The organism is Microbacterium imperiale (genome assembly GCF_017876655.1).
In the GTDB taxonomy this organism is placed as follows: domain Bacteria; phylum Actinomycetota; class Actinomycetes; order Actinomycetales; family Microbacteriaceae; genus Microbacterium; species Microbacterium imperiale.
The window spans coordinates 424503-450743 of sequence record NZ_JAGIOK010000001.1; the positions used below are offsets into that span (position 1 = coordinate 424503).

Sequence of the window (26241 nt, forward strand, 5' to 3'; positions counted from 1 at the left end):
ATGCCCGACAGCACGATCGACGCCGGACTCCACGACCCCCGCTTCGCCGACCTGGGCGTGACGCTGCACGACGGCGGCGGCACGCTGCGGGTGTGGTCGGAGCGCGCGAGCGCCATCACCGTCGTGCTCTTCGACGACGACGACCTGGACTGGGCCATCGACGAGCGCACCCTCAGCCCCGTCGGCGGCGGCATCTGGGAGGCGCGGATCGACGCCCTGCGCCCCGGCGTCCGCTACGCCCTGCGGGTCGACGGTCCCCACGGGCCGGGCAACGTCTTCAACCCGCAGACGCTGCTGCTCGACCCGTATGCCCGCGGTGTCGTCTCGGGCGGTCCCGGCGACCACCGGTCGGTCGTCGTCGACCCGGCCTTCGACTGGAACGGCGTGCGCAAGCCCCGCGTGCCGCACGACCGCACCGTCATCTACGAGGCGCATGTGAAGGGCCTGACCAAGCGGCATCCCGACATCCCGCCCGCACTGCACGGCACCTACGCCGGTCTCGGCCACCCCGCCATGATCGACCACCTGATCTCGCTCGGGGTCACGAGCGTCGAGCTGTTGCCCATCCACGCGTTCGACAGCGAGCCGCGACTGCTCGCCCTCGGGCTGGCGAACTACTGGGGGTACAACTCGGTCGGGTTCTTCGCGCCCCACCCGGCGTATGCCACGCAGGAGGCTCGGCGCGCTGGGCCGACCGCGGTGCTGAACGAGCTCAAGACGACGGTGCGCGCCCTGCATGCCGCCGGTCTCGAGGTGATCCTCGACGTCGTGTACAACCACACAGCCGAGCTCGAGCTGGGCGGCCCGCGCTCCAGCTTCCGGGGTATCGACAACCGCGCCTACTACCGCCAGCAGGAGGACGGTGCGTACATCGACGTGACCGGATGCGGCAACGCCGTCGACACCTCGACCGACGGCGTCGCGCGACTCGTGCTCGACTCGCTGCGGTACTGGAGCGAAGAGGTGCAGATCGACGGGTTCCGCTTCGACCTCGCCGTCACGCTCGGTCGTGACGCCGCCCACGCGTTCGATCCCGAACACCCGCTGCTCCGCGCGATCGTCGACGATCCCGTCCTGCGCGACGACAAGATGATCGCCGAGCCGTGGGACATCGGCCTCGGCGGCTGGCACACCGGCGGCTTCGCCGCCGGATGGCAGGAATGGAACGACCGATACCGCGACGGCATCCGCAACTTCTGGCTGAGCGACATCGACTACCTGCGCCGGGCGGGAACGTCGCCGGCCGGCGTCGGCGGCCTCGCCACGCACCTGGCCGGATCGGCCCCGCAGTTCGGCACGGAGCGCGGCCCGCTGGCGGGCGTGAACTTCATCACGGCGCACGACGGATTCACGCTGCGCGACCTGGTCTCGTACGACGCCAAGCACAACGAGGCCAACGGGGAGCACGGACGCGACGGCGCGGAGACGAACCGCTCCTTCAACCACGGTGCCGAAGGCGAGACGAACCGGGAGCCCGTCCTCGCCGCCCGACGCCGCGCCATGCGCAATCTCGCGGGTACGCTCCTGCTCTCCGCCGGCGTGCCGATGCTGACCGCGGGCGACGAGATGGGACGCACGCAGCTGGGCAACAACAACGCGTACTGCCACGACAGCGCGCTCACGTGGGTCGACTGGCAGCTCGCCGACTGGCAGGTCGACCTCCTCGAGCACGTGCGGGCGCTGACCCGGCTGCGCGCCGAGAACCCGGCGTTGCGGCCGGCGCGGTACGCCGATCCCGCCGACGACGTGCCCGAGGCATCGGTCATGCACTGGTTCGACGCGGACGGCGAGGGCATGACGCAGGCCCGCTGGACCGATCCGGAGCACCGCACCCTGCAGTACCTCGCGACATCCACGCCGGCGCACGAAGCGCCCAATCGCATCCTGCTGATCATCCACGGCCGAGAGGATGACGCCGAGGTCACTCTCCCCGCCGCCGCGGACGTGAGCTCGTTCACCTCGCTCTGGTCGAGCGAGGACGAGCGCCCCCGCGCTCGCGGGCAGCGATTCGTCCCGGGCGACCGGCTCCGCGTCTCCGGTCCCTCCCTCCATTTGCTCAGAGCGGACTGAGGCGCAAGCCCGTTTTTCGAACCGGTCCCCCGCGATATGTTCGAGCCGTGGCATCACTGACGCGCACGACCGCATCCGTTCCGTTCCGCAGCACCGCCGAGATCCCGGTGCGGCCCGCCGTGGCCGTCTCCTCGGCGGGCGACACCGTGACGGGACGCGTCCCGTTGCAGCGACCAGCACCGTCGGTGCCCGGTGACCTGTTCCGCCCGTCGGCCTTCGCCGGTGAAGCGGTGCCGTTCCGGGTGACCGCCTTCCGCGAGGGGCACGACGCCATCGGCGTTCACCTGCGGCTGATCTCCCCCGACGGCGCGGAGTCACTGCACCGTCTCACGCCGCTCAACGACGGGTTCGACCGGTGGTCCGTGCTCGTCGCGCCGCTCAGCGAGGGGATCTGGCGGTTCCGCTACGAGGCCTTCGGCGACGACTTCGCGACGTGGCAGCACGCCGCCGCCATCAAGATCGCCGCCGGCGTCGACGTCGAGCTCATGCGCGAGTCCGGAGCGCTGCTGCTCAAGCGCGCAGCGGGTGAGAAGAGCCGGCCCGCTGCCGAGCGCAAGCGCCTGGATGCCGCTGCGGCACGCCTGCGGGATGTCGCAGCCGACGCCGTCGACGCGCTCGAGGTGGTTCGCGACGGCGAGCTCGCGAGCATCTTCGCCGCGCGGCCGCTGCAGTCGCTGCTCACCATCGGCGACCAGCGCGAGCTGCTCGTCGAGCGCGAGCGCGCCGGGGTAGGCGCGTGGTACGAGTTCTTCCCCCGGTCCGAGGGCGCCGAACGGCTGCCCGACGGCACCGTCCGCAGCGGCTCGTTCGTCACCGCGCGCGACCGCCTCGCCGGAGTCGCCGCCATGGGCTTCGACGTGCTCTACCTCCCGCCGATCCACCCGATCGGCCGCACCCACCGCAAGGGCCCCAACAACACCCTGACCGCCGGCCCGAACGATCCCGGGTCGCCGTGGGCCATCGGCGGCCCCGAGGGCGGACACGACGCCGTCCACCCCGACCTCGGCACCCTCGAGGACTTCCGCGGCTTCCTGGCCGCGGCATCCGACGCCGGTCTCGAGGTCGCCCTCGACCTCGCACTGCAGGCATCGCCCGACCACCCGTGGGTCACCGAGCACCCGGAGTGGTTCACGACCCTGCCGGACGGGTCCATCGCGTATGCCGAGAACCCGCCGAAGAAGTACCAGGACATCTACCCGATCAACTTCGACAACGACCCCGCCGGGATCCGTGCCGAGGTGCTCCGGGTCGTGCGCCACTGGATCGCGCAGGGCGTGCGGATCTTCCGCGTCGACAACCCCCACACGAAGCCGCTGCAGTTCTGGGAGTGGCTCATCGCGACGATCGCGGACGAGACCCCCGGCGTCGTCTTCCTCGCCGAGGCTTTCACGCGCCCCGCTCCGATGCAGGGACTGGCGATGGCCGGCTTCCAGCAGAGCTATTCGTACTTCACCTGGCGCAACACGAAGGAGGAGCTCGAGGAGTTCCTCGCCTCGGTCGCTCACGACACGGCGGACTTCATGCGTCCCAACCTGTTCGTGAACACACCCGACATCCTGACCGAGTACCTGCAGTACGGCGGACGCCCGGCGTACAAGATCCGCGCCGCGATCGCCGCCACCGCCGGTGCGTCCTACGGCGTGTACGCCGGCTACGAACTGGTCGAGAACGTCGCGCGGCCCGGCTCGGAAGAGAACATCGACAACGAGAAGTACGAGTACAAGCTGCGCGACTGGGCCGCAGCCGAGGAGCGCGGCGAATCGCTCGCACCGTTCCTCACCCGGCTGAACGAGATCCGCCGCGCGCACCCCGCGCTGCGCCAGCTCCGGAACCTCTCGTTCCACTGGTCGGACGACGAGGCGATCGTCGTGTTCTCGAAGCACCTGCCCGCCGAGCTCACCGCCGACGGCGTCGCCGACACGATCCTCGTCGTCGTGAACGTCGACGCCCACTCGGCTCGCGAGACGACCGTCCACCTCGACACGACCGTCTGGGGCATCGCGCCCGGCGACGAGTACGAGGTCGAGGATCTGCTCACCGGCGCCGTCTGGACCTGGAACGACCACAACTATGTGCGCCTCGACGCCTTCGTCGAACCGGTGCACATCCTGCACGTGAAGGAACGCCGATGAACGCCCCCGCAGACCACGTCCTCGACTCGGTCGCCACCGGCTCGTACCACGCACCGCACGATGTTCTCGGTGTGCACCAGACCGGCGACGGATGGGTGATCCGTGCGCGCCGTCCGCTGGCGCGCACGGTGACCGCCGTCTTCGCCAATCAGCCCGAGGCATCGTTCCGGCACCTGCGCGGCGGCGTGTGGGAGGCGGCGGTCGACGCCCGCCCCGAGGCCTATCGCATCGTCGCGACCTACGACGACGCGCCCGCTTGGGTCGCCGACGACCCGTACCGGCACCTGCCGACGATCGGCGAGCTCGACCTCCACCTCATCCGCGAAGGACGCCACGAGGAGCTGTGGCGCGTCCTCGGTGCGCACGTCCGCGTGCACAGCGGGGTCCCGGGCGTGTCGTTCGCCGTGTGGGCGCCCAACGCGCGGGCCGTCCGCGTCATCGGCGACTTCAACGGCTGGGACGGCCAGGGGCACGCGCTGCGTTCCATGGGCGATTCGGGCGTCTGGGAGCTGTTCGTTCCGGGCCTCGCCGCCGGCGCCGTCTACAAGTTCCAGATCCTCACCGCCGACAGCGCGTGGATCGACAAGGCGGACCCAATGGCGCGGCGCTCCGAGGTGCCGCCCGCGACGGCATCCGTCGTCACCGAGAGCTCCTATGAATGGCAGGATGCCGCGTGGCTCGAGCACCGCGGCACGTCGACGCCGGTGTCGCAGCCGATGTCGGTCTACGAGGTTCACCTCGCGTCCTGGCGGGCCGGGCTCGGCTACCGCGAGGCGGCCGACCAGCTGATCGACTACGTCGCCGCTCAGGGGTTCACCCACGTCGAGTTCCTGCCGCTGGCGGAGCACCCGTTCGGCGGCTCGTGGGGCTACCAGGTCTCGGGCTACTACTCGCCGACGAGCCGATTCGGTTCGCCCGACGACCTGCGTTACCTCATCGATCGCCTGCACCAGGCGGGCATCGGCGTCATCATGGACTGGGTCCCGGGGCACTTCCCGAAGGATGCGTTCGCGCTGGCGCAGTTCGACGGCCGCCCCCTGTACGAGCACCCGGACCCGCGTCGCGGCGAGCACCGCGACTGGGGCACGCTCATCTTCGACTACGGGCGCAACGAGGTGCGCAACTTCCTCGTCGCCAACGCGCTCTACTGGTTCGAGGAGTTCCACGTCGACGGCCTGCGCGTCGACGCCGTCGCCTCGATGCTGTACCTCGACTACTCGCGCGAGGAAGGCCAGTGGGAGCCGAACATCCACGGTGGGCGCGAGAACCTCGAGGCCATCTCGTTCCTGCAGGAGGTCAACGCGACCGCCTACAAGCGCTACCCGGGAATCGCGATGATCGCGGAGGAGTCCACCAGCTTCCCCGGCGTCACGGCGCCGACCGAGCACGGCGGGCTCGGCTTCGGGTTCAAGTGGAACATGGGCTGGATGAACGATTCGCTGCAGTACATCAAGCGCGACCCCATGTACCGCGGCCACCACGAGGGCGAGCTGTCGTTCTCGTTCGTGTACGCGTTCAGCGAGAACTTCGTCCTGCCGATCAGCCACGACGAGGTCGTGCACGGCAAGGGCAGCCTGTTCACCCGGATGCCCGGCGATCACTGGCAGAAGCTGGCGAACATGCGCGCGTACCTCGCCTACATGTGGGGCCACCCGGGCAAGCAGCTGCTGTTCATGGGTCAGGAGTTCGGTCAGATGTCCGAGTGGTCCGAGGCGCGCGAGCTGGACTGGTGGATGCTCGACCAGCCGGCTCATCGCGGACTGCACGCTTTCGTCGCCGACATGAACCGCGTCTACCGAGACGAATCGGCGCTGTGGTCGCGCGACTCCGACGGTGAGGCGTTCACCCGCCTCGGCGCCCCGCACTGGAACACGAACGTGATGGCGTTCGCCCGCCGCGACAATCACGGCAACACCGTCGCCGTGATCTGCAACTTCTCGGGTGTTCCGCTGCACGACTTCACCCTCGAGCTGCCGGAGGACGGTTCCTGGCTCGAGATCCTCAACAGCGATGCCGAGGCCTACGGGGGTTCGGGAGTCGGGAACTTCGGCACCGTCGAAGCTGTCGACGGGCGGGCCACGATGGTGCTGCCGCCCCTCGGCGTGCTCTGGTTGCGCAACCCGGCCCGCTGATACGCGGATACGACGAGGGGGCCAGCACCGTCAGGTGCCGGCCCCCTCGTCGTATCGGTCAGAACAGCAGGGAGGCCAGGCGTCCCCGGGCGGCGATGACGCGCGGGTCGGAGTCGCCGACGAGGCCGAAGAGTTCGAGCAGCCGCGCGCGGACAGCGGCACGCTCGTCATCTCGCGTGGCCGAGAACAGGTCGAGCAGGCGACCGAACGCATCCTCGACGTGTCCCCCGGCGATGTCCAGATCGGCCACGAGGAGCTGCGCCTCGACGTCGCTCGGAGACCCGGCGGCGGCAGCGCGGGCGGCCGCGAGATCCACGTCCTGCACGCGGGCGAGAAGCTTCACCTGGCCGAGACCTGCGGCAGCGTCGGCATCGCGGGGATTCTCGGCGAGAGCCTGCTCGTAGGCCGCGACGGCACGGGGGTAGTCCCCCGCCTCGATCGCGGCGAAGGCTTCGGCGTGCAGCGGCGGCAGCGGCGGTTCGGTGGGCTCGGCCTCGCCGTCAGCGGCATCCTCGCCCGCGGGCACGGTGCCGGTGACGCCGTGCTGCGCTGCCAGCTGCAGCAGCTGTGCGAACACCTCGCGCACCTGCTGCTCCGGAACGGCACCGGTGAACAGCGGAACCGGCTGCCCCGCGACGAGGGCGACGACCATGGGGATGGACTGGGCGCGGAAACCCTGTGCCAGCTGCGGATTGGCGTCGACGTCGACCTCGGCCAGCACCAGACGTCCGGCGAGCTCGGTCACGACCTTCTCGAGCACGGGGCTGAGCTGCTTGCACGGCCCGCACCACTCGGCCCAGAGGTCGACGACGACCGGCACCGTGCGCGACAGTTCGAGGACCTCGCCGAAGCTCTGGTCGGTCACGTCGAAGATCAGTCGCGACGTCGCACCCGCATCGGTGCCCGCCGGGGGCGCCGCCGGCGCGGCACCGGCACTGGGTGCCGGGCGGTTGCGCAGCGAGGAGAGGTCGATGGCGCCGCGGAGCACGGCACTGGAGGTGGGATCGCTCATTCAGACAACCTTCGCGGAGAGGACATTGGACCGGTACCCGAGGAACTGGATGGGCTGCGAGGAGCCGGCCCCGGGGACGAAGAAGAACAGCTGGTCGGCGTACGTCGTGGTGAAGCCGGTGGATGACTGCGAGACGCCGGTGAGCGCGCTCGCGACCGGGTTCGTGTCGGGCACGTTGATCACGGCGTCCGGGTTGCTCGGGGTGAAGGTGTGATCCTCGGTGATGGTGACGGCGACGATGGCGCCGCTCTCGAGGGTCTGCAGCGCGATGGGCGCCTGGTTCCCGGCTTGAGTCGTGAACGACACCGAGCCGGTCTCGGCACCGGTCTGGTTGAAGTCGTTCGTGATCTGCTCGCGATTGGCGGTCACGCCTGCGCGGAACGCGTCACCTTCCGCTTCGAACAGCTGCGCGTACGGGCTCGCGTCTCCGTTGGTCAGCAGATCGGCGTAGGCCGCCGCCAGATCCTGGGGCGCCAGCACGAGGAACGGCGAGTCCGGCGCCACCTGCGCCGCGCCGAGGTAGGACGGCGCCAGTTCGGGGAAGGTGTCGGTCGCCAGCTCGGCGATGTAGCCGAGCTTGTAGTTCGCCCACGGATCCTGCTGGCTGACGGTCATGATCGTGTCGGCCGCGCCGTCGCTGCCCTCGACCACGGCGAGGAACGTTCGGGGCCACTGCTCGAACGTCTCGGGGAGCAGGATCTCGAGCGGCTCGGCCGGGATCGGCGGCAACGGGGCCCGGTCGGCGATCTTCGAGCGGAGGGTGTAGTTGGTCTCGCGCTCGGCGAGGGCAGGGCCGCTCAGCCGGGTCGCCGCGAGGGCGGCATCCGCCGAGGCATCGGCCGTCGACACATCCTCGGCGATGCGCGCGAGGATGCGCTCGGCCTGCTTCTCGGTGACCGCGGGCGGCGCCTGGTCGGGATCGGCGACGACCGTGGTCGTCGGGGACGGGGTCGCGGTGGGCGCGAGCTGCGGCCACGCGTCGGCGGAGCAGCCCGACAGCGCGACGATCGAGACGAGCGGCAGGGCCAGGAGAGCCTGACGTCCGCGCGTGAGCTTCCGGCGCGGCGGCCGCGCGGAGATGACGCCCTTGGCCTCGTTCTCGACGGAGATGTCGATCGGCTGCGTCTGGGTCATCGGGATGCCCTTGCGTCGCGGACCGCGCGAGCGGCGGAGGTGCCGCCAGCCGAGCGCGTACATGATGATGCCGAACAGCAGCAGCACACCGCCGAGGACGATCAGCGGCCCTGCCCACGGCGTGTTGGATTCGATCGGCCAGGTCACCTCGATGTCGGCGGGAGCGGGCGCGGTGCCGTCCGAGGCGATCACGAGACTCATCTCCTCGGGCAGCTGCAGAGACGTCTGCAGCGCATCGTCGCGCTGGAACTCCTCGAGCCAGAGGTCTGAGCCCACCGGGGAGGGCATCGGGGCGGCCGTGCCGTCCTCGTTGGGAGCGGGGGTCGCGGTCGCGGCGACCTCCGAGACGGTGGCGTCGCCGTCCTCGCCCACCGAGATGCGGTTGTGCTCGGTGCGAGACAGCCATGCCTCGACGTCCGCGGTGCGGCCGTACGCAGCGAAGACGGTGCCCTCGCCGCGGATGCTGAGGGTCTGCGCGCCTGGACGAGAGGTGAGCACATCGCCCTCGAGCATCGTGAACGGCGCATCCCCCGCGACCGTCACCGACTCGCTGACCGTCTCGGGCCCGCGCAGGATCGTCCGCTGCGCGATGCCGGCCCCGATCATCACGGTGGCCAACACGAACGCGACGACAGCCCACACGAAACGCACGAAGAAACACCTCTCCACATCCGGAACGGGACCACCGAACGCTTGATCGACGTTTCAGACTATCGAAAACGACCTGAAAGCGTCGTGAGAGGGGCGCCTGGCGGGCAACATCCGCTTCTGATCGTAGGGTGAGTTGATCCGACCCCGGGAGGCGTCCGTGAAGTTGCAGAACCCGTTCCGCACGGCGCTCATCGCCACGCTCGGCGTCGGCGTCGGGATCCTCATCATCGGCGGCATCCAGACGCTGTCGACGATTCTGCTCTACGTCGGAACCGCGCTCTTCCTCGCACTCGGGCTCGACCCGGTCGTGTCGTGGCTCGAACGACGCAAGCTCCCCCGCTGGGCGGCGCTGCTGATCACCTTCGCCGCACTGCTCGCCGCCTTCGCAGGCATCATCCTCATGGTCGTGCCGATCATCGTGTCGCAGATCTCACAGCTGGTCGCCGCGATCCAGGACCTCGTGACCGGCGGACAGTGGGATCCCGTCACCGCGATCAAGGACTGGCTGACGGCGACCTTCCCGCAGCTCGACGTCGACGAGCTCTTCCAGTACCTCTCCGACTGGTACGCCTCGCTCGACATCGGCGCCATCGGCGGCTCGATCACCGAATCGCTCATCACCATCGGCGGAACGATCATCAGCGGCTTCACCGGCGCGGTCATCGTCCTGATCCTGACGATCTACTTCACGGCATCGACGCCGAGCCTCAAGGCCGCCGTCTACCAGCTCGTGCCCGCTTCGCGTCGCCCGCGGTTCATCGACCTCTCCGAGCAGATCACCGCCTCGGTCGGCTTCTACGTCATGGGGCAGGTGTCGCTCGGCGTCATCAACGGTGTGCTCAGCGCCATCTTCCTCAGCGTCATCGGGGCCCCATTCCCCGCCGTCCTGGCCGTCATCGCGTTCTTCTTCTCGCTCATCCCGCTGGTCGGAACACTGACGGGATCGGCGATCATCGTGCTGACCTGCCTGATCCCCGGGCTCTCCGACCCGCAGACGGCGCTGTGGGCGGCGATCTGGTACATCGTGTACATGCAGGTCGAGGCGTACCTCATCTCGCCGCGCATCATGAACCGCGCCGTCTCGATCCCGGGCGCCGTCGTCGTCATCGCGGCGCTCGCGGGAGCCGCCCTCGGTCAGCTGCTCGGCGCCCTCGTCGCCATCCCGGTCGCCGCCAGCATCCTGATCATCTACCGCCAGGTGGTCATCCCCCGGCAGAACGAGCGCTGATCAGGCGGAGGGCGCTGCGTCGCGGCCCGCGTCCTCGTCCCACTCGTCGGCGAGCGGGAGGGCGTCGGGATGGACCGCCGCCACGATCTCGGTCAGCACGCGCCGCGTCTGGTTCTCGCCCACCCACAGATGCTTCCCGCCCTCGACGGCGATGAGCGTCGCCTGCGGGACCGTCGCGAAGCGCTCGCGCGCTTCGGCGGGACGCAGATAGTCGTCGAACTCGGGAACGACGATGACGACACGTCGAGAGTCGCCCGCCCACGCCGCCACCTCGGCGGCGCTCGCGCGATGCAGCGGCGGCGAGAGGAGGATGATCCCCTCGACGTCGTGGTCGCGACCGTACTTCAGCGCCAGCTCGGTGCCGAAGGACCAACCGACGAGCCACGGCCGGGGCAGCCCGCGCTCGCGGACGAGATCCATGGCGGCGGCGACGTCGAACGCCTCGGCGACGCCGCCGTCGAACGCGCCGTCACTCGTGCCGCGCGGCGACGTGGTACCGCGTGTGTTGAAGCGCAGCACCGCCAGATCGGCGAGGGCCGGCAGCCGCCCGGCGGCCTTGCGCAGGATGTGCGAGTCCATGAAGCCGCCCGCCGTCGGGAGCGGATGCAGCGTCACGAGGGTCGCCGCCGGCGCCCCGCTCTCCGGAAGCGCGAGCTCGCCGACCAGTCGCAGCCCGTCGATCGTGTGCAGTTCGATGTCTTCGCGGCGGGCGGGCAGCTGAACCGGCCCGCGGATCTCGATCGTCATGCGATCCTCCAACATGCTGAGTGCCAATGCCGGCGTGCGGCCAGGTCTGCGGCATCACCCAGGACCCCGTCGGCGCGCCACGCGACGAGGTGGGCGACCCCGACGCCGATCTGCCGACCGCATCCGGGGCAGACGTAGGTCTTCTGCGCCTGGGTGGCCGAGATGGGTTGGACCGTCCACTCGAACCCGCGGCGCGTCTCGCTGCGCTTCCAGCCGTTGAGCAGACGCTCGAACGATTCGTCCGGCGGATCGGGACGACGACGGTGGGACCGGGGCATGAGTAGCCGGGTCACCACCAGTGGTTGCTCGTCCAGAAGGCGTGTGCGGCGGCCCAGCTGCCGTAACGCCCGACCGCGTACCCGTGGGCCCAGCGCAGATTGTCGACCGGGTTGTAGCCGCTGCCCGGGACCTTGCTGCACGGATAGGCCTGGACGAGCCCGCACGCGCCGGACGAAGCGTTCGTCGCGTTCGGGTTCCAGCCGCTCTCGCGCGAGACGATGTAATCGACGTATCCCCAATCGCTTTCGGGGATGCCGGCGGCGATCAGCCACTCCGTCGACGAGCCGCCGCCGGAGTACAGCACGGGCGACGAGCGCGTCGTGCTGGCGCGCTCGTCCTCCGCGTCCGGAGTGGGGGTCGGGGTCGGAGTCGGCTTGGGCGTGACGTACACGGTGAACCCGCTGCGGTCGAGGGTGACGGCACCATCGGGCTGCGCCACGTTCGCGAGCGCCTGCGCGTCGGCTCGCGAGTCGGCCCAGAGCGAGACCACCTCGGGGGGCTTCTCCTGCGCGACGGCCAGGCTCGCTCCGAGAGGCGCGAGGGCTCCCCCGGCCATGCCGACCGCCGCTAGGGCGGCGAAGACCCCGACGACGCCCCGACGGCGCGACCAGCGCGCGGCGGGACGCGTGGCACCGACGCTACGACGGGCGACCTCGGACGAGGTGCGCGGAGTCAGTTCGGAGCCGGGAGTCACAATGCCCTCGAGTTTAGCGACCGGGTCGCGTTCTCTCCATCCGAGGTCACCCGATGGCGAGGATGACGGACACCACGGCATCCAGAACGGCATCCACCTGCGCTTCGCGGTAGCCGCCCCGCTGCATGCGGAAGGCGACCGAGCGCACCTGTTCGACCGTCAGGGTCTCGCCGGATTCGAGGTAGCGCGCGATCCGATCGGCGACCTTGTCGACCTCGTCGATGCGGTAGCCATACGACAGAACTCCGACGCGGTCGAAGCGCTCGCGCTCGGGACGCGACAGCCGGTCGAGGACCTCCTGCGCGAGATTGCGCGAGCGACCGACCCAGGCCCGGGCACCCGCACGCGACAGGGCGTGCTCGCGCTCGCGTGCGGCGAAGGCGTCCTCGATCCGTCCGACCGCCGCGTCGACCGCCGCAATGGCATATCCGCCCCGAACGACAGGGAAGGCCGTGCGCCGGATCTCGGCTGAATCGAGATCGCTGTCGTCGGGCGACGCCTCGAACGCGTCTCGAGCCCGCTCCAGGAAGGCGTCCACCGCCTCGCGGTCGTAGCCCTTGGAGCGTCCCGGGGCATCCGGGAAGGGAGTCGAGGCAACAGCCGTCTCGGTCGAGGTCATGACACCGCCCAGGGAGAGAGCACGTGGAACAGGATGAGCGCGACCACCGTGGAGGGCAGGATCGAGTCGAGCCGGTCGAGCACCCCGCCATGACCGGGGAGCCACGAGCTCATGTCCTTGATGCCCAGATCACGCTTGATCATGGACTCGCCGAGGTCCCCGACGGTCGCTGATCCGAGGATCAGGAGCCCCATCACGACACCGGTCCAGATCGGCAGGTCGAGCAGCAGCCAAGCGAACCCGACCGCGACGATCATCGCCACGACGGCAGCACCGACGAGACCCTCCCAGGTCTTATTCGGGCTGATGCGCGGCGCCATCGGGTGCTTCCCGAATGCGAGTCCGGCAGCATACGCGCCGGTGTCGGCGGCGACCACCACCGCGATCATCGCCAGCACCCAGAGCTCGCCGCCGTCCTGACGCAGCAGGATGAGCAGCAAGCTTCCCAGGAACGGGACGTAGAGCTGCACGAACCCGCTGATGAGCACGTCCCCCAGAACGTCGCCGTACCGGCGCGACTCGGCCGAGCCCATCTGCGCGAGCAGGCGCCACACGATCACGAAGACGACCGCGGCGAAGACGACGACCCAGTGCGTGCCGGCGTCGAGGAAGTACCCTGCTGCGAGCACCGCGGCGCCCGCCACCAGCTGCGGCACGACGTCCACGCGCCGCCCGGCCGCCTGCAGCGCCCGGACGAACTCGAAGACGGCCAGCAGCGCCGCCGGCACGGCGAAGAGCAGGAACACCCACTTCACGAAGATGAGCGATCCCACGACGACGGCCCCGATCGCGAGACCGATGAGGATCGCGAGGAACAGGTTGCGACCGGTCCGCGCGTTGATCCGCTCGTTCGCCTGTTCGAAGTCCGCGCGGGCGCGGCCGATCTGCTGCTCGAACTCGGAACGAGCCGCGCGCACCTGGTTGTGGAACGCCGAATCGCCGTGCTCCCGCGAGCGGTGTCGCTCTCGGTCGGAAGCCCGCGGGACGTCGTCACCCGGTACGCTCATGCCGGTCAGACCTCGAGGAGCTCAGCCTCTTTGCGCTTGAGCGCCTCGTCGATCAGGTCGACGTGAGCTCGAGTCAGGACGTCGAGCTCCTTCTCGGCGCGGACCAGTTCGTCCTCGCCGACGTCGCTCTTGAGCGTGTCCAGCTCGTCCTTGGACTTGCGACGGATGCCGCGCAGGTGGACCTTGTGGTCCTCCCCCTTCGACCGCACCAGCTTGACGTACTCCTTGCGACGCTCCTCCGTCAGCTCCGGCATGGTGACACGCACGATGTTGCCGTCGTTGGTGGGGTTCACGCCGAGGTTCGGGGTGTCGCGGATGGCCTGCTCGATCGCCTTGAGCGCCGACTTGTCGTAGGGCGTCACGATGATCGTGCGCGCCTCGGGGTTGTTCAGCGAGGCCAGCTGCGCCAGGGGGGTCGGCGAGCCGTAGTAGTCGACGAGGATCTTCTGGAACAGCGCCGTGTTCGCGCGCCCGGTGCGAACGGTGGAGAAGTCCTCCTTCGCCGCCTCGACAGCGCGCTGCATGCGGGTTTTCGTGTCAGCGAGGATCTCGGGGATCACCGTCACTCCATTCGTCGGTACGTCCGGTCAAGTCTAGTCTGCGGCGCGTCGGGACTCAGACGCTCACGAGCGTGCCGATGGAATCCCCCAGCAGCGCGCGGGTCACATTGCCCCGCGGTTCCATGCCGAACACGCGCATATCGATGCCGTTGTCCATGCACAGGCTGAACGCGGTCGAGTCGACGACCTTGAGGCCGCGCTGCAGCGCCTCGGCGTAGGTGATGGCGTCGATCCGCTCGGCCGTCGGGTCGATCTTCGGATCGGCCGTGTAGACGGCGTCGACGCCGTTCTTGGCGACGAGCACCTCATCGGCCTTGATCTCGAGCGCGCGCTGCGCGGCGACGGTATCGGTGGAGAAGTAGGGCAGGCCGGCGCCGGCGCCGAAGATCACGACTCGCCCCTTCTCCATGTGACGCTCGGCGCGCCGGGGGATGTAGGGCTCGGCGACCTGCGTCATCGAGATGGCGGACTGCACGCGCGTGGCCGCGCCCGCCTGCTCGAGGAAGTCCTGCAGCGCGAGAGCGTTCATGACGGTGCCGAGCATGCCCATGTAGTCGGCGCGCCCGCGGTCCATCCCGCGCTGGCTCAGCTCGGCGCCGCGGAAGAAGTTTCCGCCGCCGACGACGATCGCGATCTCGACACGGTCGACGGCCTCGGCGATCTCGCGGGCGATCTGGCTGACGACGTCGGGGTTCACACCGAGCTGTCCGGCCCCGAAGGCCTCACCCGACAGCTTCAGCAGGACGCGACGGCGCCCGGTCTTCTCGTTGTTCATCGTGTCCCTCTCGTCGCTGTGTTGCAGAGTATCGCCCGCTCGGGCATGGAAAAGGCCCGCATCCGTGGATGCGGGCCTTTCGGGTGATTACGCGCCGACCTTGAAGCGGGCGAAATCGGTGATCGTGATGCCGGCGTCCTTCGCGACCTGGGCGACCGACAGCTTGTTGTCCTTCGCGTAGTCCTGGTCGAGCAGGGCGACCTGCTTGAAGAACGCGCCGACGCGGCCTTCGACGATCTTCGGCAGAGCGGCCTCGGGCTTGCCCTCGTTGCGCGAGATCTCGGTGACGATCTCGCGCTCCTTCTCGACATCGGCCTCGGGCACGTCCTCGCGCGAGAGGTAGCTCGGGTTCGCGAACGAGATGTGCTGAGCGATCGAGCGGGCGGTCTCGGCGTCCGAGCCCGAGTACGCCACGACGACGCCGATCTGCGGGGGCAGGTCCTTGCTGGTCTTGTGGAGGTAGATCTCGAACGCGTCGCCGGTGAGCGTGCGCACGCGGCGGAGCTCGACCTTCTCGCCGATGATGGCGGCCTCATCGTTGATGAGCTGCTCGATCGTCTGGCCCGATGCGTCTGCCGCGAGGGCGGCCTCGACCGAGTCGGCGGATGCTGCGGCGGCGGCGTCGGCGACCTTGTCGGCCAGGGCGATGAAGCGGTCGTTCTTCGCGACGAAGTCGGTCTCGCAGGCGAGCTCGACGAGGGTGACCTTGCCATCCTGCTCGCGGGCCACGACGAGGCCCTCGCTCGTGGAGCGGTCGGCACGCTTCGCGTTGCCCTTCGCGCCCTTGAGGCGGAGGATCTCGACGGCCTTCTCGACGTCGCCGTCGGCCTCTTCGAGGGCCTTCTTCGTGTCGACCATTCCGGTGCCGAGCTGCTCGCGCAGAGCCTTGATGTCGGCGATGGTGAAGTTTGCCATGAGTGGCGGCTCCTTCTGTCTGTGGGAAATCTCGTGGATGCCGATCGGCGCGGCCGGGCTCAGCCGCGGCCGCGCCGATCGTAGCGGGTCAAGAAGACGCGCTGATTACTTCTCGGTCGCCTCGGCGGCGTCGGCCTCGGCGGGCGCCTCGGTCTCGACCTGAGCCTCGGCACCGGCCTCGTCCGCGGGCGTCTCGGTCGCGGCGACCTCAGCGGCGGCGCCCTCGACCGGAGCGGTCTCGAGCAGCTCGCGCTCCCAGTCGGCCAGCGGCTCGGCCTCGGCCGACTCGTCGGACGGCTGGTGACGCTGGATGAGGCCCTCAGCGGCCGCGTCGGCGACGATGCGCGTGAGCAGGCTCACCGAGCGGATCGCGTCGTCGTTGCCGGGGATCGGGTACTGGAACTCGTCGGGGTCGGCGTTCGTGTCGAGGATGCCGATGACGGGGATGCCGAGCTTCTTGGCCTCGTCGATGGCGAGGTGCTCACGCTTGGCGTCGACGACCCAGATCGCCGACGGCGTCTTCTGGAGGTTGCGGATGCCGCCGAGCGACTTGTGCAGCTTGTCGAGCTCGCGCTTCTTGAGCAGCAGCTCCTTCTTCGTGAAGCCGCTCGCAGCGGGGTTCTCGAAGTCGAGCTCCTCGAGCTCCTTCATGCGGGCGAGTCGCTTCGACACCGTCTGGAAGTTGGTCAGCAGACCACCGAGCCAGCGCTGGTTGACGTAGGGCTGGCCGACGCGGGTCGCCTGCTCGGCGATGACTTCCTGAGCCTGCTTCTTGGTACCGACGAAGAGGATGGTGCCGCCGTGGGCGACCGTCTCCTTGACGTACTCGTAGGCGCGGTCGATGTACGACAGCGACTGCTGCAGGTCGATGATGTGGATACCGGAGCGCTCGGTCAGGATGAAGCGCTTGACTTTCGGGTTCCAGCGGCGGGTCTGGTGCCCGAAGTGGACGCCGCTGTCGAGCAGCTGGCGAATGGTGACGACGGCCATGGCCGTTCTCCTTCTGTTTCGGTTGCTGTCCGGGCCGACGACCCGGTGTCCTGGCGCCCGACGCGCTTCCGCTCGCCGCCGGAGCGGGAGACCTGGGGAAGACGCGCCATGATCCGGTGAGCCGGTCACTGTGGGCACGCGTAGTCACCCCGACGAGCGAGGTGCCGTCCCAGTGTAGCAGTCACGACCCTCCTCCCCCGGCGAGCCCCACGCGCGCGCCGTCCACGCATCACCCGTCCGAGGAACGGCGACTCGCCGCCGCGCCCAGACTCGCCTCGTGACCTTCTTTCGCCGCCGCCTCGTCGCTCTCGGCATCCTGCTGCTCACGCTCGGCGCGGGCCCACTCGCCGCCGAGGCGCGGGATGACGCGGACGATGGTGTCCAGACATCCGCTCGCTGGGAGTACCCGCTCGCCGACGGCGAGGTCATCCGAGCGTTCGAAGCGCCGGCTCACGAGTACGGGCCCGGTCACCGCGGCATCGATCTGCGTTCGGGCGGCGACGACCTCGTCCTGGCTCCCGCAGCCGGGACGATCGCGTTCGCCGGCCCGGTCGCCGGACGCCCGGTCGTGACGATCGATCACGGCGGTGGGCTGGTCTCCAGCCTCGAACCGGTCGAGACCACGCTCACGCCGGGCAGTGCGGTCGTCGGCGGAGACCCGATCGGCGCGCTCTCACCCGCGGGCCACACCGGTCCGGGCACGCTCCACCTCGGCGCACGCCTCGACGGCGTCTACATCAACCCGCTGCTGCTGCTCGCCGAGGTGCCGCGCCCGATCCTCCTGCCGTGCTGCTGAGGTCAGTCGGGACGGATGTCGTTGCGGTCGCCGGCCTGCTCCACCGAGCCCAACCGGTCCGCGTGCACCCGGTTGTCGTTGCCCGACACCGATACCGCGCTGATCTCGTCACCGTCGACGACGTTGCGGTCGCCCGCCACGCTGAGCGAGCCGATCATGTCGGCGTCGATGTCGGCGGCTTGACCCGTGACTTCGAGGGCGTCGACGTCGGCGAGATCGACCTCGATACGATCGCCCCGCACAACGACCGTCGCGACCCGCGCGTCCGACAGATCGACGTCGAGACCCGCGCCCTCGATCTCCACCCGATCGCACTCACCACTGAACGAGAGGTCGGTGTCGGAACCGCGCAGGGCCACGACGCCGGCGACGCACATGGACATGTCGGATCCACCGGTCGACGCAGGGGCGGTTGGCGTTGCCGGTTGCGGGCTCACCGGCGGTGACGCCGTCGCCGACGTGCCCGACGGTGCGCTCGGCCGAACCACGCGGTCCGGTGCGTCATCGGCCGGGACGCAGGCGGTCAGGGCGAACACGACGCCGACGGCGCCGAACCAGACGAGCGCTCTTCTCATGGCTCCACGGTAGGCCCGCGGCGACACGTCGCGCCATCCGGCGCTCGGCGCATCAGGCTCGCGGGTGCGCCTGACGGTACGCGGCAGCGAGACGTTCACCCGAGACGTGGGTGTAGATTTGCGTCGTGCCGAGGCTCGCGTGCCCGAGGATCTCCTGGACCGCACGAAGGTCCGCGCCGCCGTCCAGCAGGTGGGTGGCGGCGGAATGCCGCAGGGTGTGCGGACCCGCGGTCTCGCTGCCGAGCGCGGGGGCGACGCGTTCGGCGACGACCGAATAGACCGCACGCGGCCCCAGGCGCCCACCGCGCGCCCCGAGAAAGAGGGCGGCTGCTCCGGGTGCCGGGCGGTCGGACGCGCGTGCCGCCAGCACTGGGCGCCCGCGGACGAGGTAGGCCTGCAGGGCGGCGAACGCCGGCCCGCCGACGGGGACGATGCGCTCACGGTCGCCCTTACCCGTCACGCGGGCTGTGCGCCGGCCGTCGTCGACGTCGTCGACGTCGAGTCCGCACAACTCCGACACCCGGATGCCGCTGGCATACAGCAGCTCGAGAATCGCGTGGTCCCGCAGCAGGATCGGGTTCCCGTCCGCGGCACCCGCGCGCAGGGTGTCGAGCACGCCGGCGAGGGTGCCGGCCGTGGCGACCTTCGGAAGCGTCCGCCCCTTCTTCGGTGACGCCAGCCGCAGCGCGGGGTCGGCGTCGACCATCCCGCGCTCGGTCGCCCAGGCGAAGAACCCGCGAGCCGTGGCCGTCCGTCGCGCCAGCGTCGAGCGCGCGTCCCCGCGCTCGCTCGCGCGCCAGATCCAGTCGCGTAAGGCGTCGATGTCCACGCGGGCGACGTCGACGTCGCCCGCGGCATCCGCGAGGTCGGCGAGATCCGACAGATACGCGCGCACCGTGTGCCCCGACAGTCTGCGCACGCGCGCGAGGTGCTCGCCGTAGGCCGATGCCGCCGCGGAGATGCGCATGCCACCAGCATGACGGATGGCCCGATCGGCGGACCGGAACGCCGCGGTGCGCCGCGCTTCATGGCGTCCCCTGCCGCCAACCGCGCGCATCGGAGACGGCGCGGCCATCGAGCGCTAGCAGACCGAGGAGCGAGCTCACGCGGTCGGCTTCGACCCCCGAGCGGCGGGCGAGCTCATCCACATCGCGAGGCGAGCGGGAGCTGAGCGCATCGAGGATCCGGGTCGTGTCGTCGGTCCGGTCCGTCGAGGTGCCCTGTCGCTGCGCCGAGGCATCCCAGCCCACGAGCTCCCGCACATCATCCGCGCTGGTGATGCAGCGGCCGTCGTAGTCGCGCAGGATGCGGTGGCATCCCGCGGACGCGGCCGAGGTCACGGGCCCCGGCACGGCACCGAGCGGCCGTCCGAGCGCGGCTGCATGCCCCGCCGTGTTGAGCGAGCCCGAGCGCCACCCCGCCTCGACGACGACCGTCGCGTCCGCGAGGGCGGCGATCAGCCGGTTCCGCTGCAGGAACCGCCACTTCGTGGGGGCCGTGCCGCACGGCACCTCGCTGACGACGACGCCGCGACGCGAGAGACCCGCCAGCAGGTCGGCATGACCGGCGGGGTAGGACTTCTCGACGCCGCCGGCGAGCACGGCGATGCCCCGCCCCTCGACCGCGACGCAGGCGCGATGCGCAGCGGCGTCGATGCCCACAGCGGCGCCCGACACGACCGTCGCTCCCCCGGCGGCGAGGTCACCCGACAGCTCGGCCGCCACGCGCACGCCGTACGCCGTCGCGGCGCGGGCTCCCACCAATGCCACCGACGCCACGGGGTCCGCCAGCGCGTCCAGACGGCCACGCACCCAGAGCGCCGGTGGAGCGTGCACGCCGAGGTCGTCCAGACGCACCGGCCACGCCTCGTCCCCCGGGACCACCAGTCGAGCTCCGACCCGCCGCGCGAGCTCCAGCGGGTAGGCGTGGTCGTCGCGCCGCGGCAGCCAGCGCGCCCGAGCGCGTCGCCAGTCGCGCTCCGACAGCTCCGGGATGTCGGGCGCCGAGGTGTCACTGAGCGCGAGGTCCAGGGCGGCCGCCGCGCCCCATCGGGCGATCGCGTGCCCCGCCACACCGTCTCCGGGTTCGGTGAGCACCGACCACCGTGCCCGGGCGTACCGCTCGACGTCGTCGGCGCCGCCGCCCGACGTCGGGGCGAGCGTCGCCATCGCCTCGCGGGCCTCGCGAAGCAGCGTGGACGTCACCGGTCGACCCCCTTCTTGAGGAACAGCGCCCGCCCGACATCGTCCAGCGTGAGGCGGTCGTGGCCCGCGAGGTCTGCAACCGACCACGCGACGCGCAGTACCCGGTCGTAGCCTCGGAGCGTCAGTGCGCCGCGGTGCAGCGCGGCGTCCAGCGGCGCGCGTACATCGCGCTCGGGCGCGAGAGGTCCGTCGCGCAGCCACGAACCGGCGACCTGGGCGTTCGTGCGCCACGGGGTCGCGCTCAAACGCTCAGCGGCGCGAAGCCGCGCGCCCGCGACCTGGTCGCGAGCCTGGGCCGAGGACAGGCCGGTGGTGCCCGCCGTGGCGAGGTCGGCGAGAGACACCCGGTTGAGGGAGAGCTCGATGTCGATCCTGTCGACGAGGGGGCCGGACAACCTTCCGAGGTAGCGACGGATCGCGAGTGAGGGACACGAGCAGCTCCCGCCGCGGACGCCGTACTGACCGCAGGGGCAGGGGTTCGTGGCGAGCACCAGCTGGAATCGCGCCGGCAGCGTCGCGCGGAACCCCGCCCGATGGATCTCGATCGCCCCGGACTCGAGGGGCTGCCGCAGCGAGTCGAGCGCGTGCGCGCCGTACTCCCCCGCCTCGTCGAGGAAGAGCACACCCCCGCTCGCGCGGGCGATGGCACCGGGACGCAGCATGCGGCTGCCGCCTCCGACGAGCGCGGCGACGCTCACGCTGTGATGGGGCGCCTCGAAAGGTGGCACGCGGCTGAGGTGGTCCACCGCGGTCCCGGAAAGCGACCGGATCGATGCCACCTGCAGCGCGGTCTCGTCGTCGAGCGGCGGCAGGATGCCGGGCAGACGACGCGCCAGCATGGTCTTGCCCGCGCCGGGCGGCCCGGTCATGAGCAGGTGATGCCCGCCGGCGGCCGCGACCACAACCGCCGCGACCGCCTCTTCCTGACCGCGGATGTCGGCGAGGTCCTCGGCCGTCGGCTCCTCCTCGAGCGCTGCGGGCGGGGTGTCCTCTCCGCCGGAGGCGTCGTCGTCGACGTCGACGTCGAGCCCGTGCCAGCGCGCGACGGCACCGAGCGAGCGGCATCCGACGACGCGGATACCGTCGACGAGCGCGGCTTCGCGGCGGCACGCCTCGGGCACGATGACGGTCCGGCGACCCGCGCGCGCGGCCGCGATGACGGCGGGCAGCACGCCGGGCACGGGCCGCAGCCGCCCATCGAGCGCGAGCTCGCCGATGTGGACCGTGTCGGCCAAGGACACGGCATCCATCGGCAATTCGGTGGCGAGAGCGGCGATCGCGATCGCGAGGTCGAACCCGGAGCCCTGCTTGGGCAGGCTCGCGGGCGACAGATTGACCGTGACGCGACGTCGCGACAGCGGCAGACCGCTGTTGGCGCACGCGTTGTGGACCCGTTGCTGCGCCTCGGCGAGAGCCCGGTCGGCGAGCCCGACGATGCGGAACGCGGGCGTCTGGTTCGACAGGTCGGCTTCCACCTCGACGAGGTCGCCGACCAGTCCCGTCAACGCGACAGCCCACGTGCGCCCAACGCTCACCGCAGGTCCTCGATGTGCTCGACGCGCGCCGTCGCGACGTCGTCGCCGGTGATGCCGATGACGTCCAGTCGCACTCGGCGTCCGCGGACGCGCTCGGGATAAGCCGCGATCCAGGCGCAGGCCAATCGCCACAGCCGATCCCTCTTGCGATCGTCGACCGCCTCGAACGGGTGACCGAATCCGTCGCTGCGCCGCGTCTTCACCTCGACGATCACGAGTTCGTCGCGCGTGCCCGCGACGATGTCGATCTCACCCTGCCGATGTCGCCAATTGCGGTCGAGGATGTCGTATCCGCGTTCGGTCAGATGGCGCGCGGCGCGTTCCTCGCCCGCGCGGCCCCGCTCGTCCTTCGTTGCCATGCCAGCACTCTGGCCTGGCCGCGCTCAGCGCCGGCGCGGTCCGCGTCCGACCGGGGACGAATCGACGCGGGATGCCGCTGGGGAGGAGCCGCGCTCAGCTGTCGAGCGACAGCTCGTCGGGCAGCTCGAAGTCGCGCCGCTGCAACTCCTCGACGTTGACGTCCTTGAAGGTCAGCACTCGGACGGACTTCACGAAGCGATCCGCGCGGTAGATGTCCCACACCCACACATCGTTCATGGTGAGCTCGAAGTAGAAGTCGTGCTCGGTGTCGCGACGGACGACGTTGACGTCGTTGGCGAGGTAGAAGCGGCGCTCGGTCTCGATCACGTACTGGAACTGCGACACGACGTCGCGGTACTCCTTGTAGAGCGCCAGCTCCAGTTCGCGGTCGTAGTCTTCGAAGACTTCGTCATCCATGGTCCCTCCATCCTAGGCGGCGCCGGAGGGCGGGCGAGCCTCAGAACAGGGTGGGGGCGTCCGCGATGGCCCACGACGCGCGATGGTGCCGGCTCAGTCCGTGCGAGCGGATCGCGTCGCGGTGCAGCGGGCTCGCGTAGCCCTTGTTGCGGGCCCATTCGTAAACGGGCGACTCGTCGTGGAGTCCCGTCATGTGCGCGTCTCGTGCCACCTTCGCGATGACGGATGCCGCCGCAGCGCTCGCGCAGTCGCGGTCGGCCTTCACGATCGTCCGGATCGTCAGGCCCGGTCCGGCGACCGGGGTCACGTAGTCGTGGTTGCCGTCGAGGATGACCACGGCGTCTTCGGTCGTCGGGTCGAACCCGTCCAGGCCCGTGAGCGCGCGCACGGCGGCGAGCCCCAGGGCGCGGATGATGCCCCGCTCGTCGATCTCGGCCGGCGAGGCCCACCCCACCGCGGACGCGACGACCCAGCCCGCCGCGCGCTCCGCGAGTGCGGGGCGACGCAGCTCCGTCACCAGTTTGGAGTCTCGCAGCCCTTCGGGGATGCGGCGGCGTGCACAGCGGGCGTCGAGCACCGCGGCCCCGACTGCGACCGGCCCGGCCAGCGCTCCGCGTCCGACCTCGTCGAGCGCGACGACGAAGTCATGCTCGCGCAGCAGCCGCCGCTCGACGGTCAGCCGGGGCGCGACGACGGTCATCGGGCGTCGGGGGCCGGGACACCGGCGAACACGTCGTGATGGAAGTCGATGCCCCCGAACCGGTCGAGCGGCCAGGTGATGAGGAACGCGCGCCCGACGACGTTGTCGAGAGGCACGAAGCCCTGCGAGGGTTGGTCCTGGTTGTAGCGCGAGTCGCGGGAGTGGTCGCGGTTGTCGCCGAGGACCCACAGCGATCCCTCGGGCACCACGACGTCGAAGGGCACCTCCTGCGGCGCGGACTGCCCGTCGGCGAGACGGACGTAGGGGCGCTCATCGAGAGGGACGCCGTTGACGGTGATCTGCCCGACCGCGTTGCAGCAGACGACGTGATCGCCCGGCATCCCGATGATGCGCTTGATGAGATGGTCCTTGCTGTCGGGCGCCGACAGCCCGACCACCGACAGCACCCAGTCCACGCCCTCGACGAAGGGCGGCCGCACCGGTTCGACCGTGGGCGGAAGCCATCCGCCCGGATCGCGGAAGACGACGACGTCGCCCCGCTCGTAGCCGCCGAAACGCGGGGTGAGCTGGTCGACGAGGATGCGGTCGTCTTCACGGAGCGTCTGCTCCATCGAGCCCGAGGGGATGTAGAACGAGCGGACGAGGAACGTCTTGACCAGGAAGGAGACCACGAGCGCGATCGCGACGATGACGAGGACGTCGCGGACCAGCAGCCAGAGCCGGCGCGATCGCGAACGCGCGGGCGCCGGTGCCGACCCGGCAAGGTCATCGGTGGTCATACGTCGCCTCTCATCCGACTCACCCGCCGGGGAGCCCATCCCAGGGTCGCACATTCCGTGCGTTTCGCCGTCCGCCGCGCGACGGACAACGACGGATGCCCCGAGCCTGAGCCCGGGGCATCCAGAGAACGCGTCGCTGAGATCAGCGGTCGCGCTTCTCCTTGATCTTCGCCTTCTTGCCGCGCAGGTTGCGCAGGTAGTACAGCTTCGCGCGACGCACGTCACCGCGGGTGACGACCTCGATGTGGTCGATCACCGGGCTGTGGACCGGGAAGGTGCGCTCGACGCCGACCTGGAAGCTGATCTTCCGGACGGTGAAGGTCTCGCGCACGCCGTCGCCCGAGCGGCCGATGACGACGCCCTGGAAGACCTGGATGCGCGAGCGGTTGCCCTCGGTGATGTTGACGTGCACCTTGACGGTGTCGCCGGGGGCGAAAGCGGGGATGTCGTTACGCAGCGATGCTGCGTCGACGGAGTCGAGGATCTGCATGATCTTTTCTTCCTGCGACCGCCTCAGGTCGACCACGAGAGAGTTGAATAAGGATGTGGTGCCCCGGGCGCCCGCCGGGCGCCGCTCCCCTGAGGCAGAGATCTCTCAGGGCACAAGTGTTCATTCTGCCATGACCGCGAGATGCGGCCAAACCGTCAGCGGTCCCGGCGCGGCGCCTCTTCGACGACGAAGACGCCCGCCTGCTGGGCCTCGCGATGCGTCCGAGCTCCGTCGAGGAAGGTGGAGTCCATCGGCATCCGGAACAGGGACACCGGACGCGCCTCACGGAACAGCTGCCACAGCGAGACCCAGAAGACCCCGAGGAAAGCGGCTGTGGCCGCGAACAGCAGCGGCCAGAACGCGCCGGCCGGGTAGAAGCCCGTCGCGATGATCAGAGCGTGCCAGACGGCGAACACCAGGACATCCCACCACGACAGCGCGCGGGAGTGGCGGACGGTGCCGCGGGCCCGCACGAGCAACGTCGCGACCAGCTGGCCGACCAGAACCGCGGGAACCGCGATGAAGAGCACCCAGAGGAACACCCAGCCGCTCGCACCTGAGACCGCCCAGCCCACGACGAGCCAGAGCGGGAGCACCAGCGCCGCCGGCAGGAGCCAAGAGAAGAGCGCGCGTCGCAGCCACATGCTCCCGATGCTACGCCGGTCCGGCAGGATAGAAGCTGAAGAGAGGATCACGATGATCGAGCTGCGCACCCCTGCCGAGATCGAAGCGATGCGTCCCGCCGGACGGTTCGTCGCCGAGGTTCTGGCGACCCTCCGAGACGAGACGAAGGTCGGCACGAACCTGCTGTCCATCGATCGGCGCGCGCACGAGATGATCCGCAAGGCGGGCGCCGAGTCCTGCTACATCGACTACCACCCCTCGTTCGGCGCAAGCCCGTTCGGCAAGGTGATCTGCACGTCGATCAACGATGCCGTCCTGCACGGCCTCCCCCACGACTACGCCCTGCGCGACGGCGACCTCGTCACCCTCGACTTCGCGGTCGCGGTCGACGGGTGGGTCGCGGACTCGGCCGTGTCGTTCGTCGTGGGAACACCCCGAGACGAGGACCTCGCGCTCATCGACACCTCCGAGCGCGCCCTCGACGCGGCGATCGGCGCCGCGGTAGTCGGCAACAAGATCGGCGACATCTCGCACGCCGTGGCTCAGGTCGCGCGGGCCGAGGGCTTGTCGATCAACACCGACTTCGGCGGCCACGGTGTCGGCCGCGAGATGCACGGCGACCCGCATGTCCCCAACGACGGCAAGCCCGGACGCGGGTACCCCCTGCGCGCCGGCCTCGTCGTCGCACTCGAGCCGTGGTTCCTGCAGAGCACCGACAAGCTCGTCACCGACGCCGACGGCTGGACGCTGCGCAGCGCCGACGGTTCGCGCGGCGCCCACTCCGAGCACACCGTCGCGATCACCGAGACCGGCCCGATCATCCTGACCGACCGCTCGTTCCTCGGCGTCGACTGA

The 26241-nt window shown here is 70.2% G+C and carries 27 protein-coding genes; 6 read left to right on the forward strand and 21 right to left on the reverse strand.

What is annotated here, in order from left to right; genetic code table 11:
• Genes glgX through glgB form a run of 3 tightly spaced genes read left to right on the forward strand, consistent with a single transcriptional unit; the run spans position 1 to position 6334 of the window.
• The gene (glgX, locus tag JOF37_RS02010) at positions 1-2070 is read left to right on the forward strand and encodes a glycogen debranching protein GlgX (protein WP_210004624.1); all 2070 of its coding nucleotides are present in this window, start codon (positions 1-3) and stop codon (positions 2068-2070) included.
• Positions 2071-2117: 47 nt separating this feature from the next.
• Positions 2118-4202, forward strand: a complete 2085-nt coding sequence (locus tag JOF37_RS02015; protein WP_372445400.1) for an alpha-1,4-glucan--maltose-1-phosphate maltosyltransferase — start codon at positions 2118-2120, stop codon at positions 4200-4202.
• Positions 4199-6334, forward strand: a complete 2136-nt coding sequence (gene glgB / locus JOF37_RS02020) for a 1,4-alpha-glucan branching protein GlgB (RefSeq protein WP_210004628.1) — start codon at positions 4199-4201, stop codon at positions 6332-6334. Before JOF37_RS02015 ends, glgB begins: the two co-directional genes overlap by 4 nt.
• Positions 6335-6392: 58 nt before the next feature.
• Here the strand turns inward: glgB and JOF37_RS02025 are convergent, their stop codons facing one another.
• Both JOF37_RS02025 and JOF37_RS02030 read right to left on the reverse strand, forming a co-directional pair.
• Complete coding sequence (locus JOF37_RS02025; protein ID WP_210004630.1) at positions 6393-7346, reverse strand: tetratricopeptide repeat protein; 954 nt, start codon at positions 7344-7346, stop codon at positions 6393-6395.
• The gene (locus tag JOF37_RS02030; RefSeq protein WP_210004632.1) at positions 7347-9131 is read right to left on the reverse strand and encodes a DUF8094 domain-containing protein; all 1785 of its coding nucleotides are present in this window, start codon (positions 9129-9131) and stop codon (positions 7347-7349) included.
• 157 nt (positions 9132-9288) lie between these two features.
• On the opposite strand from JOF37_RS02030, the gene JOF37_RS02035 reads away from it, so the two are divergent.
• Positions 9289-10359 carry an AI-2E family transporter gene (locus JOF37_RS02035; RefSeq protein ID WP_210004634.1) on the forward strand — a complete coding sequence of 357 codons (1071 nt, stop codon included), beginning with the start codon at positions 9289-9291 and terminating at the stop codon, positions 10357-10359.
• On the opposite strand, the gene JOF37_RS02040 is transcribed toward JOF37_RS02035, so the two are convergent.
• From JOF37_RS02040 to rpsB, 9 genes are all read right to left on the reverse strand, one after another.
• Entirely contained in the window at positions 10360-11106 is a 747-nt protein-coding gene (locus tag JOF37_RS02040) for an alpha/beta hydrolase (protein WP_210004636.1), read from the reverse strand.
• Positions 11103-11384, reverse strand: a complete 282-nt coding sequence (locus tag JOF37_RS02045; RefSeq protein WP_210004639.1) for an Rv1322 family protein — start codon at positions 11382-11384, stop codon at positions 11103-11105. The genes JOF37_RS02040 and JOF37_RS02045 overlap by 4 nt, the downstream gene beginning before the upstream one ends.
• Before the next feature lie 11 nt (positions 11385-11395).
• Positions 11396-12079, reverse strand: coding sequence for an aggregation-promoting factor C-terminal-like domain-containing protein (locus tag JOF37_RS02050; RefSeq protein WP_271174868.1), 684 nt, complete (start codon positions 12077-12079; stop codon positions 11396-11398).
• Between the two features lie 46 nt (positions 12080-12125).
• Positions 12126-12698 carry a DivIVA domain-containing protein gene (locus JOF37_RS02055; RefSeq protein ID WP_210004641.1) on the reverse strand — a complete coding sequence of 191 codons (573 nt, stop codon included), beginning with the start codon at positions 12696-12698 and terminating at the stop codon, positions 12126-12128.
• Entirely contained in the window at positions 12695-13705 is a 1011-nt protein-coding gene (locus JOF37_RS02060) for a phosphatidate cytidylyltransferase (protein WP_210004643.1), read from the reverse strand. Before JOF37_RS02060 ends, JOF37_RS02055 begins: the two co-directional genes overlap by 4 nt.
• A gap of 5 nt (positions 13706-13710) precedes the next feature.
• Complete coding sequence (frr, locus tag JOF37_RS02065; protein WP_210007638.1) at positions 13711-14265, reverse strand: ribosome recycling factor; 555 nt, start codon at positions 14263-14265, stop codon at positions 13711-13713.
• 55 nt (positions 14266-14320) lie between these two features.
• Positions 14321-15040, reverse strand: a complete 720-nt coding sequence (gene pyrH, locus JOF37_RS02070) for a UMP kinase (protein ID WP_210004645.1) — start codon at positions 15038-15040, stop codon at positions 14321-14323.
• Positions 15041-15127: 87 nt separating this feature from the next.
• The gene (gene tsf, locus JOF37_RS02075; protein ID WP_023950948.1) at positions 15128-15955 is read right to left on the reverse strand and encodes a translation elongation factor Ts; all 828 of its coding nucleotides are present in this window, start codon (positions 15953-15955) and stop codon (positions 15128-15130) included.
• Between the two features lie 105 nt (positions 15956-16060).
• Positions 16061-16945 carry a 30S ribosomal protein S2 gene (rpsB, locus tag JOF37_RS02080; RefSeq protein WP_210004647.1) on the reverse strand — a complete coding sequence of 295 codons (885 nt, stop codon included), beginning with the start codon at positions 16943-16945 and terminating at the stop codon, positions 16061-16063.
• A 277-nt stretch (positions 16946-17222) separates the two neighbouring features.
• On the opposite strand from rpsB, the gene JOF37_RS02085 reads away from it, so the two are divergent.
• On the forward strand, positions 17223-17741 hold the full coding sequence (locus JOF37_RS02085; protein ID WP_271174866.1) for a murein hydrolase activator EnvC family protein: 519 nt from the start codon (positions 17223-17225) through the stop codon (positions 17739-17741).
• 2 nt (positions 17742-17743) lie between these two features.
• On the opposite strand, the gene JOF37_RS02090 is transcribed toward JOF37_RS02085, so the two are convergent.
• The 10 genes from JOF37_RS02090 to JOF37_RS02135 form a co-directional block, all read right to left on the reverse strand.
• Positions 17744-18124 (reverse strand): DUF3060 domain-containing protein, encoded by a 381-nt coding sequence (locus tag JOF37_RS02090; protein ID WP_210004648.1) that lies wholly within the window; start codon positions 18122-18124, stop codon positions 17744-17746.
• Positions 18125-18368: 244 nt separating this feature from the next.
• Positions 18369-19283: a tyrosine recombinase XerC gene (locus tag JOF37_RS02095; RefSeq protein ID WP_210004654.1), complete on the reverse strand. Its 915-nt coding sequence runs from the start codon at positions 19281-19283 to the stop codon at positions 18369-18371.
• A gap of 58 nt (positions 19284-19341) precedes the next feature.
• On the reverse strand, positions 19342-20484 hold the full coding sequence (gene dprA / locus JOF37_RS02100) for a DNA-processing protein DprA (protein ID WP_210007640.1): 1143 nt from the start codon (positions 20482-20484) through the stop codon (positions 19342-19344).
• Between the two features lie 32 nt (positions 20485-20516).
• Positions 20517-22055 (reverse strand): YifB family Mg chelatase-like AAA ATPase, encoded by a 1539-nt coding sequence (locus JOF37_RS02105; protein WP_210004659.1) that lies wholly within the window; start codon positions 22053-22055, stop codon positions 20517-20519.
• Positions 22052-22414 (reverse strand): YraN family protein, encoded by a 363-nt coding sequence (locus tag JOF37_RS02110; protein ID WP_210004662.1) that lies wholly within the window; start codon positions 22412-22414, stop codon positions 22052-22054. Before JOF37_RS02110 ends, JOF37_RS02105 begins: the two co-directional genes overlap by 4 nt.
• Positions 22415-22508: 94 nt before the next feature.
• Complete coding sequence (locus JOF37_RS02115) at positions 22509-22832, reverse strand: DUF2469 family protein (RefSeq protein WP_023950963.1); 324 nt, start codon at positions 22830-22832, stop codon at positions 22509-22511.
• A 40-nt stretch (positions 22833-22872) separates the two neighbouring features.
• Positions 22873-23532 (reverse strand): ribonuclease HII, encoded by a 660-nt coding sequence (rnhB, locus tag JOF37_RS02120; RefSeq protein ID WP_210004664.1) that lies wholly within the window; start codon positions 23530-23532, stop codon positions 22873-22875.
• The gene (gene lepB / locus JOF37_RS02125) at positions 23529-24272 is read right to left on the reverse strand and encodes a signal peptidase I (RefSeq protein WP_210004666.1); all 744 of its coding nucleotides are present in this window, start codon (positions 24270-24272) and stop codon (positions 23529-23531) included. Before lepB ends, rnhB begins: the two co-directional genes overlap by 4 nt.
• 142 nt (positions 24273-24414) lie before the next feature.
• Positions 24415-24762: a 50S ribosomal protein L19 gene (gene rplS, locus JOF37_RS02130; protein ID WP_210004668.1), complete on the reverse strand. Its 348-nt coding sequence runs from the start codon at positions 24760-24762 to the stop codon at positions 24415-24417.
• A gap of 155 nt (positions 24763-24917) precedes the next feature.
• Positions 24918-25406, reverse strand: coding sequence for an MFS transporter permease (locus tag JOF37_RS02135; RefSeq protein WP_210004670.1), 489 nt, complete (start codon positions 25404-25406; stop codon positions 24918-24920).
• Positions 25407-25458: 52 nt separating this feature from the next.
• Between JOF37_RS02135 and map the strand changes: the two genes are divergently transcribed.
• Positions 25459-26241, forward strand: coding sequence for a type I methionyl aminopeptidase (gene map, locus JOF37_RS02140; protein ID WP_210004672.1), 783 nt, complete (start codon positions 25459-25461; stop codon positions 26239-26241).